This window comes from Corynebacterium pseudodiphtheriticum DSM 44287 (genome assembly GCF_000688415.1).
Classification (GTDB): Bacteria; Actinomycetota; Actinomycetes; order Mycobacteriales; family Mycobacteriaceae; genus Corynebacterium; species Corynebacterium pseudodiphtheriticum.
Genome location: NZ_JIAH01000009.1, coordinates 23,105 through 35,051, shown reverse-complemented (window position 1 = coordinate 35,051; position 11,947 = coordinate 23,105). Strand labels below are relative to the sequence as shown.

Genomic DNA, 11,947 nt, shown 5'->3' with positions numbered 1-11,947 from the left:
AACTAGCTAGCTGGTGTGTGCTGCGAAGTCAGCGGGATGCGGGCCGCAACAACCGTGCCTTCACCCGGGGTCGATTCAATATTTACTGTGCCAGATAATGCAGCAATGCGTTGCTGAATACCACCAAGCCCGTAGCCGTGGCTGGACTTTTGCTGGGGTGCCTGCGCCGGATCAAAACCACGGCCGTCGTCAAAAATATCGACGGTTAATTCATCGCCAAGCACCGCGACCGACACCACCGCATTATCCGCGGCGGCATGCTTGGCGACGTTATTCAATGCCTCTTGCACGCATCGCACCACCGCGGTGACCACGGACTCGGGCAGCCGACGGTGCGTATCACCAGAGAAATTCGCCCGGAATTCGGTGGATTCGCCCAAGCCGCTACCACGGCGACGCATGCGCTGAAGAATCTCGGTGATGGCATCTGGCAGATCTGCTTGCGCAGATGGCGCGGTGAGATCCCGCACGAAACGGCGTGCCTCCGCCAGGTTGTCACGGGCGGTGTCCTCGATGGTAGAAAACACGTCCGTTGCTGCATTTTTGGACTTATTGTGGGACTCACTATGGGATTCAGCAGATTCCGCATCCCCGGTGCTAGCGCTCGCCCGTCCAGCACGCGCCAACAACACGATGGAACTCAACCCCTGCGCGAGCGTGTCGTGAATATCGCGGGCCAGGCGCTCACGCTCTTCCAAACGCCCGGCCTGGTGCTCGGTGGCTGCTAGTTCCTGCTGGGTTGCGGCTAATTCTTCCGCGATACGCCGCTGGGTCAGTGCCTCACGATGCAACGCGCGATAACTCACATAAATCGCTACGGCAAAAACCGTACCGATGCCCGGGCCAATCGCCACCGCAATATGCCAATGCTGCGGGTGCAACCACGCAACCACGACCACCCCAGCAGCCCACAACACCGCAGCGGCCAGCAAGTTCGCCGAACGGGGCAATACGGCAAGCGTGACAAAAACCAGCGGGAACAACACCCAAAGAAAATCATTCGCCAACACGAGTGCACTCAGCCACAGCACGACGACGGCGGCCCACCACCAGCGCGCGCTCCGTTGTTGATTCACAGTCGGGCTGGAAAAACTGCCCACACCGCGCCGGGCTCGGTATTCCACAACGATGCCACCCGCATAAACCAGCCCTAGCGCGGCCGCGACCAGCAAAACGACCGGAAGCTGGGCGTGAGCTGTGTCGTCGGCAAGCCAGACCCGCACCGCCCCAAGAATGAGCAGCGCGCAAAACATCATGTGTAAACCCACCCGCAGGTTGCGCAATACCGTGGACAGGCCGGGGCCTGCTGGGCTCGCAGGGCTTGTTGTGTTTGCGGGGCTGGATGCGGCAGAAGCGGCGAGATTTCTCGGCGTAGTCACCCCGCCTAGGTTAGTGCGGAAGGCTGAGTGGCCGCGATCAACCATCTGGTTGATAGCAGAATCAACTAGCACCCCGATGCCGCACTGAGCTGCAAAAAACAACAATAGGTACTATGTTTTTGGCACTCAGAGATATCGTCTCCGCCCGTGGACGTTTCAGCTTGATCAGCTTCGTCGTCGGGCTGATAACCGTACTTTTGGTGATGCTCACTGGCCTGACCGGTGGGTTGGCTAAGCACAACACCTCTGCTTTGGAGGCCCTGGCCCCTGAGCGATATGTGTTCACTAGTGACGAGCCGTCTTTTCAGGAATCACAAGTCACCACCTCTGATGTGCAGGAATGGCAGGAGCTTGTCGACGCCGACAGCCAGGTTATCCCGCTTGGTACCGCGCAAACCCGGTTGGAAGCTGGTTCTGCGATGGGTGTTGCCGTGCTGGGCCTGCCTGCGGGGACTAAGGTTCCAGCGCCCGTAGTATCCGGTGCGGGTGCCGCAGGATCAGAAATAGCTGGTGCCACAGCCGCAGATGCGGCAGCAGAAGCAGATTCGGCCGCGTCGCAGGAACCGCAAGAGCCGCAGGAGGCGGTGCTAGGCGAAGACGGGATTGTCCTTAGCCGCGAAATTGTTAGCGAAGCCGGTGTGCAACCAGGTGAGATGGTAGAAATCGGTGGCGTCGAACAGCCCGTGAGGGCCGTCGTAGAAGACGAGCACTATTCGCACCAGCCCGTCGTCTGGGCAAGCACACAGGTGTGGCAGCAGATTTCGCGCGCGCATGACGACGTCGTCGGCACTGTCCTGGCGGTGGATACCCGGGACCGGCACGCAGGTGCTTTGAGCGATACGGAATGGAGCGATGAGGAATGGCAGGATGCCGAAAATCAGACCGGGGATAGTGTTGCAACAGTCGAGGATTCTTTTTCTGGCTTGGCTGCCTACCAGTCGGAGCAGGCATCGCTCCAGTTGATTCAGGTGTTGTTGTATGCCATTAGTGCTTTGGTGACCGTGGCGTTTTTGAGCGTGTGGACAATCCAGCGCAGCCGTGATCTTTCCGTGCTCCGCGCACTTGGTGCCAGCCCGGGGTACGTGTGGAAGGATGCGCTGGGACAAGCCGCTGTGGTGGTTGGCATCGGCGTTGTGCTTGGTGCCGGCGTCGGCTGGGCAGCAGGCGTGTGGGCCGGGGGTTCTGTTCCGTTTGATTTGCAGTGGACCACCATCGTGATGCCCGCCGTGGGTATCTGGGTGCTCGGTATGTGTGGCGCATTGGTAGCAACCCGACGAGTGAAAAAGATTGATCCGGCATCGGCTTTGGAGGGCAAATCCTAATGAATATTGAAAATAAAAACACGCAAGTTAAAAATGGTGAAAATAAAAACCTAGAAAATAAAAATCCAGTGGTCGCGTGCCACAACGTCACCGTTGATTTCCCAGACGGCACCGGCACCGTGCGTGCTTTGAATCAAGTGTCCTTACAGGTTTTGCCGGGGACGGTGACTGCCATCGTGGGCGAATCAGGATCCGGCAAATCCACTTTGCTTTCGGCCATGGCGGGCCTGTTGCAGCCCACGGAAGGTGAGGTGCGTATCGCCGGTGAACTGATGAGCGTGGACTCGGAAGAAAAACGCAGTGAGTTACGGCGCCAGCACATTGGGATGATCTTCCAGCAGCCGAACTTGTTGGAATCGTTGTCTGTCGCCGAGCAGTTGCTGATCACCGACCACCTGCGTGGACATACCCCGCGCCGGGAGCGGGCAGACGAGCTGTTGGCTAAGGTTGGTTTGGAGGGGCTAGGCGGGCGCAGCGTCGGCAAGCTGTCCGGTGGCCAGCGGCAGAGGGTGAATATTGCACGCGCGGTGATGAATGATCCAGATGTATTGCTTGCCGACGAACCTACCTCCGCGCTGGATCAGGAATTGTCGCAAGAGATCATGCAACTATTGCAGCAGGTATCACGCGATTTGGGGATCGCTACGTGCGTTGTCACCCATGACCGGGGAATGCTGAAATACGTGGATGAAGTGGTGGAAGTAATTGATGGCAAAATCAAGTAAAAATTTCACATATGGGTATCGCTGATAGCCGCACGAGGTTTAAAGTATCGATTTGTGATTTTCCATTCAGGCGCACGCCGCCGACGGGGTTTTAGCCCCGCGCAGCTGGTCTCCGTGAGCTTCCTGCTGCTCATTCTCGCGGGAACAGTCCTCTTGTTGCTGCCTGTATCCCGCAGTGGGGTTGACAACCCGGAGTTCACCACTGCACTATTCACCGCTACGTCCGCGGTATGCCTCACAGGCTTAACAGTTGTGGATACAGCGACGTACTGGTCTCATTTCGGACAGGTAATCATCTTGGTACTTGTCCAGATCGGTGGCATTGGCATCATGACCTTGGCCACGGTGGTGAGTTTTGTGCTTGCCGGGCAGATGGGCGTCAAGGGGAGGCTTCGTGCCGCTGCAGAGCAACGCGGAAGAAGCCTAGGTGAGGTGCGTACCGTCATCTTCGGCACAATTGGTTTTTCCTTAGCCGTGGAATTCGTGATCACCGTAGTACTTACTATCCGTTTTGCCACAAAATACGAATATGCCTTTCTGCCTGCAGTATGGCAGGGGGGCTTTCACGCCATTTCTGCATTCAACAACGCAGGATTCGGGCTCCAGTCCAACAATTTGGTTCCCTACGTCAACGATTCTGGAATTATTTTGCCGATCGCCGCGGGTGTGATCGTTGGTGGTTTGGGGTTTCCCGTACTGCTAGAAATCAAGGAGCGGTGTTGTTCGAAAGTTCAACGTCCGCGGTCCTTGACTTTGTTGTTTACCCTGGTTGGCACCGTGATTTTGCTGGTTATCGGCACTATCGGGTTTGGGATCATGGAATGGACGAACAGTTTGCGTGAACTGAGCCCGTGGTCGGCGGTTCAAGCGGCATTTTTTCACTCTGTATCCACCCGCACTGCCGGATTCAACTCGGTTGATCTATCGAACCTGCGGCCTTCTTCGCTAATGTTGACGGATTTTTTGATGTTCATCGGTGGTGGATCCGGCGGTACCGCAGGCGGAGTGAAAGTAACCACCGCTGCCGTACTAGTGGCAGTGTTGATCGCCGAAGTGCGCGGTGATGAAGAACTACTGGTTGCTGGTCGGCGTATCCCCGGGCGTATCGTGCGCCAATCGATGGCAGTATTCATGATGGCTTTCATTCTGATTGCAGGCTCCATCATGGGGCTACAAATGCTGCTACCGCAGTTCAATTCCCACCAGATCACCTTTGAAACTATCTCTGCATTCGCTACCGTTGGTCTGACCACCGGTATTACTCCGGAGCTGCCGGAATTCGCGCGTGTATGGCTGGTAGTGCTGATGTATGCCGGGCGTATCGGCCCCATCACGGTTGTCGCTGCCCTAGCTGCCCGCACCAACCAGCGCCGCTATTCACTCCCCGTAGAAAGGCCTTTCATTGGCTAAGCTGTTCTTCCACCAAACCAAACAACCCGTCGTCATCATTGGCCTTGGCCGATTTGGCATGGCGCTGGGTGAAGAACTAGTCCAATCCGGCGTAGAAGTACTGGGCATCGATATAGACGAGGCGGTAGTAACCAAAGCCGCTTCGCTACTCACACACGCCGTCATCGCCGAAACCACCGACCAAGAAGCACTACGCCAACTCGGTGTACACGATGCACACCGAGTGGTGATCGGCATCGGATCCGATATGGGGGCGTCGCTACTAACGGCATCTGCTGTGATGGACCTGGGCGTGCCTAATGTTTGGGCGAAAGCAGACAACCAGCAACAGGCCAAGATTCTGACACAAATTGGTGTGCACCACGTTGTGCGGCCAGAGCGGGATACTGGCCGACGCGTGGCACACTTGATCGCTGGGCACGTGCAGGAATATATCGAGTTCGATTCCGATTTCGCCATGGCTAAGCTAGCCCCACCGCTGTGGATGCATGGGCGGAAAGTAGAACAGACCCCGCAGGGGATCGCCATTGTTGCAGTACGCTCGGCAGATGCGCACTTTTCTACTCCACCTGCTGGTTACGTGCTCCGCTCCGGTGACCTAGTGATTGCTGCCGGGCGGATCAATGACCTTGACAAGTTCGCGGATTCTTAACGCCGAATCTGCGCATACCAATTATTCTTTATTTGCCGTTTCTCTCGCGGTGTGTGCATCCGGGCCAACAGCACGGGCGACGTTTGCCTTCGTGGAGTTCTTCGCAGGTGCGTCGGATGCGGCGGGCGCGGGTTTCTTCCTTTTTCGCATCTGATACCCAGCAGATGAATTCATTGCGAGCTAGTAGGGTGAGTCCGTTCCACAGTTCTGCGAGATTTTCGCGGTCTAGGGCCTGTTGCAGGTCGTCGGGAAGCGTGTGAACGGCACCGTCGTAAAGCACAGCCTGTGTTGTCATGACAACCAATTTAGTGGAAGTGGTTCGGCAGGGGGTATGCAGTGATCGTTAGCGTAATCCCTGGCATTGCATTCTTGGCTATCTGAAGTGCTCAGATTTTGCCACCTAGTCGGACGGAATAGAACGTGGGATACTTCATTCTCTATCGAAAAGGGGGTCGCTGAAAAGAAGTTGGACGGCACCGTGATTGTCCATGATCAGAACGGAAAAGTTGCTGCTACCCTCCAGAAATCTTTCCTTTTTTGGGAGCAGGGCTAGCCGTAGCGGGAGCTGTGATAGGTGCCGGTGCTGCTAGTGTCGGAGGAGGTTACACTTGCGGTAAAGCTGCGATAGGCCGTTAACTACCCAGGCAAATAGAAATAGTCTAGAGAGATGATCCTTTTGAAGAATTCCCCACAACGAACTGTAGGGTTTTGGTTTTCCGTTATCGGCTGGCTTATTTTAACCTTCGGCGTAGGCTATGTAATCGCTAGCGGAAATACTGTTGCTACAGTCTTTCTGTCAGCCTCATGGGTACTTTTGACTGTTTCAATGGTTGCCCGGTTTTCTAAATAAAAAGGGAATCCTTTTAGTGCACAGATGGGGATGCGGACGCAATCTTGGAGTATTTCGTCCGCATCCCCGATTTGGATCATAACGGAGGTTTTGGGTCTGGTGCCGATGCGAAAAATCTGAGTCAGTCTTCAGCAGTTCGTTGGTATCTCGCAGCTTGTGGTTTTCCTGCCGCCATGGGGCCAGCTCTGCGATGAGCATGGGTTTTTCGTGGGTAGTAGTTCCTTGTGCCCGGGCTCGTTGTAGTCGCTGGCGTGCCGTGCGCCAGGAGGTACTAACCTTTGGTGCAACGATTTACATTCGATCTCTATTAACAAGACCTTTCGGCAGGATGCGATCCTCAATTAAACGAATGACGTGGCCCTTCGCATCCCGATTATTTTTTGGGCATAGTCCAGATTTTGCCCCCCTACTCAGACGGAACAAAACCGGGGCACTTTAAACCGCCGGAAATATTCATTTGACAAGGGGATTCAGTTCAAATGGCCTGAGCTATTTGTTTGAACGTCTTCATAAAGCGGAAACCTGTGAAAAGATCGGTTTGGTGATAAGCGGCAACCAGATCCCCTCTAACTCGAGCCAACTGAATAAAATCGGGATAAGCTTTACTAGTGTTGGATCGAGAAATCTCACGACAGTGGTGAAGGGTAAACTCGCCATTCTTTGACATTAGCCCACCGAAGCGAGGACACCGTAATGATTCAGAAAATACCCTTGAAAGCTTGGGAGCTAATGTTTTCTTTATTGGTGCTCTTTTTGGCTCTCTTTTACGTTTCTATAGCGTTTGACGGGGGACTACATAGATCCATTCAAGCTGCTTTGGCTGTTGCTTTTGTACCCGTCAGCTTTTTCTGGCGGATTAAACCCATATTGTCTTCATTCTTGATGGTGATGGTTCTGTATGCATGGTCCGTTAATTGGATTACCGCACTCCCAACTAACCTGGGGTTAACTCCTTTCTTCTTATTTCTTCCGGTCGCCGTATATGGGGTTGCGCGACAATCTGACAGTAGAAGGTGGGTGACTGGCATTGCACTGTTAGCTTTTGTCTATTGCATTATCTCTCCAGTCATGTGGCAATTTGGGACTGACGCAATGGCCTACCGTAGCCTTGAACAGGCCATCTCATGGCTCCTAGTACAGTGGCTCGCGCTTTCCATTGTCCTGCAATTCGGTCGGGCTGAACGGAAACAAGAACAGCAGAGGGAACGCGATAGAAGAATAAAGGAACGGTCAAATTTAGAGAAATTAAGAAAAATCCAAACCCAAGAAAGGATACAGATTGCGCGAGAAATTCATGATGTCCTAGCCCATAGTTTGACATTAATTAATGTCCAAGCATCTGCAGGAGAAATAGCTGGGAAAACCTCTGCCGATAATAGCGACAACGCACAAGAGGAAGCCCTAAAGAATATTCGTAGAATCAGTTCTGATTCGTTAGTGGAAGTTCGTGGGATTGTTCGAGCATTAAGAGATAACACTAGTAAAAGCCAAGAGCAAGGCCTCACTGGGCTAAGCAATATGTATTCTCAATTAGAGAATTTTTCTAAAGCTGGACTCAAAATCCACGCTGATTTGCCATCTCCCGAAGAGATGCAGGAACTTGTACAATCTGTACCTCTAATTACTCAATTGGCTGTACGCAGAATCATCGATGAGTCACTAACGAATATCCTTCGTCACCAGGGTGTTGAGACTTCTACGAGTATAAAGATGTTGATTTCGTTTGCTGCTAACGAGCTTTCTTTGGTTATTACAAGCAAATCAAAAGGAAAGAGCGTTGAAGCGTTTGAGGGCTCGGGAAGTGGCTTAATCGGTATGCAAGAAAGAGTTGCCAATCTCGGCGGCTGGATTACTTTCAAGCACAAAGATGGTACGTTCTCCGTAACAGCTTCGGTGCCGATTCTGCCGGGATAGTATCCCCGGATGGGGGAAAGCATGAATTATTTAAACGGTGGTAGAGATGAAGATTCGAGTACTAATCGCAGACGACCAGCCGCTAATGGCTTCTGCCTTGAAGACTATTTTAAGTACTCAAGCAGATCTTGAAGTTGTTGGCCTGGCGCAAAATGGGATTGAAGCGGTCCAGATTGCCTCCCGATGGAAGATTGACGTCGCGGTGCTGGATATTCAAATGCCACAAATGAATGGGTTGGAAGCTGCAAAACAAATCTTAAAAGAGCATAAAGATACTAAGGTGCTGATGCTAACAACTTTCAGCGACGATAATCTAGTGGAAGATGCCCTAGAAGTCGGAGTTCACGGGTTCCTACTCAAAGACATTGATCCTGAAAATCTCATCAGTTCTGTACGTCGAATTTATGAAGGAGCATCGGTACTTTCTCCGGATGTGACTAACTTCGTATTCGAGGAATTTCGGCGAAGATCAAATTGGAAGCATAAACCCACGAATGATGAAATCGAGATAGTGAACTCTCTGACCGAACGTGAAAAACAAGTCTTAGGACGGGTTGCCTGTGCGGAGACGAATGCAGAGATTGCGGGTGCTCTTTTTATAGGTACCGCGACGGTCAAGACATATGTTTCTCGGCTGATAAATAAATTAGGAGTTCGAGATCGCGTTGGTTTAGCTGTCTGGGCACACAAAAACCAACTGACGAATCCAGAAGAATAATCGCAGTTTTAAGCATCTGGACAAACGGCTCGCTTCATCCTCTAGACTGATGCCGAATTCAGTCGCCTGACGTAGTAAGACGTCGTGAAAAACGTCCTAGAGATAGATGCTTTTATCTCAGGTGCGCCGCATCATAGAGTCATGGCTAAGACAGACGGACTAACACCTGCAATCTCATGTAATGATCTACGGATTAGTTATTCAGGACATGTGGTTCTTGATGGTTTCTCGATGGATGTAATCCCTGGTCGGGTCCATGCGCTTCTGGGGCGTAATGGAGCAGGGAAATCTACTTGTTTCCGTATGATTCTCGGTTTGGAAGACCGCGGACAAGGGGCTATCCAAATTCTTGGCTCTCCCCGGACTAGAGACAGTCTGAAAAATATCGGGGCCTCCATCAACGGGCCAGCCTTCTACGGCCACCTCTCAGCGCTAAATAATATCCGTGTTCACGCTAAGCTGCTGAATATTCCAGATCTCCAGGCGCAGGAAGCGCTTGATTTCGTAGGACTGGGACACGCTGGGAGAAAGAAGGCGCGCTCTTTTTCCACTGGTATGAAGGCGCGACTTGCTCTTGCAACAGCAATTCTTGGACGTCCCCCCATCCTTATTCTCGATGAGCCTCAAAACGGTCTTGATCCGCAGGGGATCGCAGATCTGCGAATTCTTATACGTAATTGGGTGAAGTGCGAAGGCACCGTTTTGATTAGCTCCCATCAGCTCGGAGAAATTTCTAAACTCGCTGATGACATCACGATCTTAGCCAAAGGTCATAGTGTTTATTCTGGGCCGTTGAGCGATTTTGCCGCAAGAGATCACCTTGAAGAACGCTTCCTGGACATGACCCAAGGAAGTGAAGAATCATGAGCAAAGTAAGGCCTGTGTTCGCTCGATCGCAGAGTGCGCCGAAGGCGTCCGGTATTATTCAAGCCGAAATTGTTCGTACAAAAGGATCAGCAGTGCAATGGTTTCCACTGATTGGTCTGTGGATTGGTATTACTAGTTCGACCTTAGCTTTCTGGTCTGCTGAGGGTCATGATGCCTCGGGTGCGCTGGGTTGGCAGGCTATGTACGTCACTGGTATGGCTGCTCCTCTTCTCGCTTTATTAGCTGGTCTGGCAGAAGATAGGGAAAAAGCGAACCGATACGGAGGAACAGATATTCGTCCGGTATCCCCACATGCTATTCGTGCGGCACGTATTGGTGTTCTCATTGTAGTTTCTGCATTGTTTCACCTGATGAACTTTGGGTCGTCCTGGGCATTAACAATATTGGATGGACGTGAAGGGGCGAATTCCCTTCTTGTTGCAGGTGGGCTAGCGTTTATGTGCAGCATTTCGACGCTTTGTATTTTCAGCTTGGTTGCACGGTATTTCTCTATTGTAATGACGTTATTAGCGGCGGTGGTGTATCAAGCAGCCGGAACTCTTTTATCTGAATCCGCACTGTGGAATCTGTTTCCACCGACCTGGCCAGTGCGTTTGCTTCTACCAGTGCTTGGCGTTCACTCGAATGCGGTCCCTTTGACTGAAGGAGAGTTACTTGCGCAAGAAACTCCTTTGCAAGGAATTGTCCTTAATAGCCTCTTTGCGCTCGTTACTCTTAGCTTGACGATTTTCGCGCGGGGCCGCCGAAGAAAAGTTACGATTAAGAAAAATACACAAGCCCAACCAGATCAAAGCATTTTACCTGCACAGTTTTCTCTTGATTCTGTATACGCTTCGCCTGATTTCTCTGGGCGCAATAGTCCAGACAACCTAGCTCTTGCTTTATCGTCCATCAGGATCGCACTATTCCGTAGCAGTATTTCGTGGTTATTATTTGCCGTGCTAGCGGTTTTTGGGATGATGGCCATCTTTTATCCAGCAAGCTATATCAGCGGCTTCTATACGTTTTTCGTCCTTCCCTTAGGCGCAGGCCTTCTTCCTATCTTGAGTTGGAAATTGTTGTCTTCTGCGTGGAGAGTCACTGTATTGGAGAACGCTAAAACTCGTGTTTCCTACCTTATGTGGCATTCCATCTTGCTCGTTTTTCTCGCGATGGTGGTAGGAGTTTTGCATACGTTTGCGGGCGGGAATTTTCCTGAAACGGTGAAGCTAGTCGTGTTGTGGTCAACGACGGGAGTAGTGCTGGCGACTATAAGCACCGTGCTGTGCGTGTCCTACGGTGTTGGCCTCACGATCGCATGGTCAATCTTTATCACAGTATTGTCGGCGACTCTGGGAGGCGATGTCCTGGCTGAATCCATCCTGTGGGTTGTAGCGTTGCCTGCTTGGCCAGAGATTGCTGACACTCCAGAACGGCTCAATTTTGCAGTAACAACAGAATTACTCGTTCTTGGTCTAACAGTGCGCTGGTTTTTCGTGGCACTCAGAAAGTTTGAGCGAAGCTCTTAGGCTCTGATATTCAGAAAGGTGGCGATCCTAAAACTATGGCTTCCAATTTCAATGGTTTATAGCAGCAGAATCCGGAATGCTTCAATTTGCAAGGCCCGCCAAACGAAGGCTTTCGTTTAACTGGAAAACTGAGGCCCAGAAATCTCCTGTTTTTGCGGCAAGCGCATTAGCAAGCAGGGATCCGGTTACATCAAATTGCTCTAGCTGAGGATAATAAATTCCAAGTAGATTATGCTCATGGCTAATTTTCTTGTCCAAGATAGAAGCATGTGCCCATTGCCCTGAAAACCGTCTGCGTAGACCTTCTCCAAGGAACATCTCGTAATCAATTCGGCGAGGGGCAGGAATCGTTTTTGCGTTCGCAAGAAACCATTTTTCGCACGCTTTTAATGATCTTTGACTCCAAGGATCATCTTGGCATACGCCAGGGAGTAGAAGGTGCTGCTTCGAATCGACGTAGTCTTTCGCCTTCTGCGTCCAATCGGCAAGATTTACCTGCGAACTAGCCACCATACCAGCCCTACCTTTCATAATTTAAGTTAATTTGATCATAACTTCCGGAAAATCGGGGCAGTCATTTT

General features: G+C 51.8%; 11 protein-coding genes. 8 read left to right on the top strand and 3 right to left on the bottom strand.

The window, feature by feature from the left end; all coding sequences use genetic code 11:
* Positions 1-2: 2 nt before the first annotated feature.
* Complete coding sequence (locus tag O146_RS0107640; protein ID WP_244266819.1) at positions 3-1,379, bottom strand: sensor histidine kinase; 1,377 nt, start codon at positions 1,377-1,379, stop codon at positions 3-5.
* A 113-nt stretch (positions 1,380-1,492) separates the two neighbouring features.
* Between O146_RS0107640 and O146_RS0107635 the strand changes: the two genes are divergently transcribed.
* From O146_RS0107635 to O146_RS0107620, 4 genes are read left to right on the top strand one after another with little or no spacing between them, the layout of a single operon-like run.
* Positions 1,493-2,701: an ABC transporter permease gene (locus O146_RS0107635; protein ID WP_027018098.1), complete on the top strand. Its 1,209-nt coding sequence runs from the start codon at positions 1,493-1,495 to the stop codon at positions 2,699-2,701.
* Positions 2,701-3,426 (top strand): ABC transporter ATP-binding protein, encoded by a 726-nt coding sequence (locus O146_RS0107630; protein WP_244266818.1) that lies wholly within the window; start codon positions 2,701-2,703, stop codon positions 3,424-3,426. The genes O146_RS0107635 and O146_RS0107630 overlap by 1 nt, the downstream gene beginning before the upstream one ends.
* 54 nt (positions 3,427-3,480) lie before the next feature.
* On the top strand, positions 3,481-4,836 hold the full coding sequence (locus O146_RS0107625) for a TrkH family potassium uptake protein (RefSeq protein WP_051619341.1): 1,356 nt from the start codon (positions 3,481-3,483) through the stop codon (positions 4,834-4,836).
* Positions 4,829-5,488, top strand: coding sequence for a potassium channel family protein (locus O146_RS0107620; protein ID WP_023018735.1), 660 nt, complete (start codon positions 4,829-4,831; stop codon positions 5,486-5,488). Before O146_RS0107625 ends, O146_RS0107620 begins: the two co-directional genes overlap by 8 nt.
* Before the next feature lie 28 nt (positions 5,489-5,516).
* Here the strand turns inward: O146_RS0107620 and O146_RS0107615 are convergent, their stop codons facing one another.
* On the bottom strand, positions 5,517-5,783 hold the full coding sequence (locus O146_RS0107615; protein ID WP_021353292.1) for a YdeI/OmpD-associated family protein: 267 nt from the start codon (positions 5,781-5,783) through the stop codon (positions 5,517-5,519).
* A 1,248-nt stretch (positions 5,784-7,031) separates the two neighbouring features.
* On the opposite strand from O146_RS0107615, the gene O146_RS0107610 reads away from it, so the two are divergent.
* The 4 genes from O146_RS0107610 (at position 7,032) to O146_RS13015 (ending at position 11,366) form a co-directional block, all read left to right on the top strand.
* Positions 7,032-8,252, top strand: a complete 1,221-nt coding sequence (locus tag O146_RS0107610; RefSeq protein WP_023018737.1) for a sensor histidine kinase — start codon at positions 7,032-7,034, stop codon at positions 8,250-8,252.
* A gap of 46 nt (positions 8,253-8,298) precedes the next feature.
* Entirely contained in the window at positions 8,299-8,970 is a 672-nt protein-coding gene (locus tag O146_RS0107605; protein WP_021353290.1) for a response regulator, read from the top strand.
* 141 nt (positions 8,971-9,111) lie between these two features.
* Positions 9,112-9,837, top strand: a complete 726-nt coding sequence (locus tag O146_RS0107600; protein ID WP_034645686.1) for an ATP-binding cassette domain-containing protein — start codon at positions 9,112-9,114, stop codon at positions 9,835-9,837.
* The gene (locus tag O146_RS13015; RefSeq protein WP_021353288.1) at positions 9,834-11,366 is read left to right on the top strand and encodes an ABC-2 family transporter permease; all 1,533 of its coding nucleotides are present in this window, start codon (positions 9,834-9,836) and stop codon (positions 11,364-11,366) included. The genes O146_RS0107600 and O146_RS13015 overlap by 4 nt, the downstream gene beginning before the upstream one ends.
* A gap of 81 nt (positions 11,367-11,447) precedes the next feature.
* Here O146_RS13015 and O146_RS0107590 read toward each other — a convergent pair whose 3' ends face one another.
* Positions 11,448-11,879, bottom strand: a complete 432-nt coding sequence (locus tag O146_RS0107590) for a hypothetical protein (RefSeq protein ID WP_027018093.1) — start codon at positions 11,877-11,879, stop codon at positions 11,448-11,450.
* Positions 11,880-11,947: the final 68 nt, after the last annotated feature.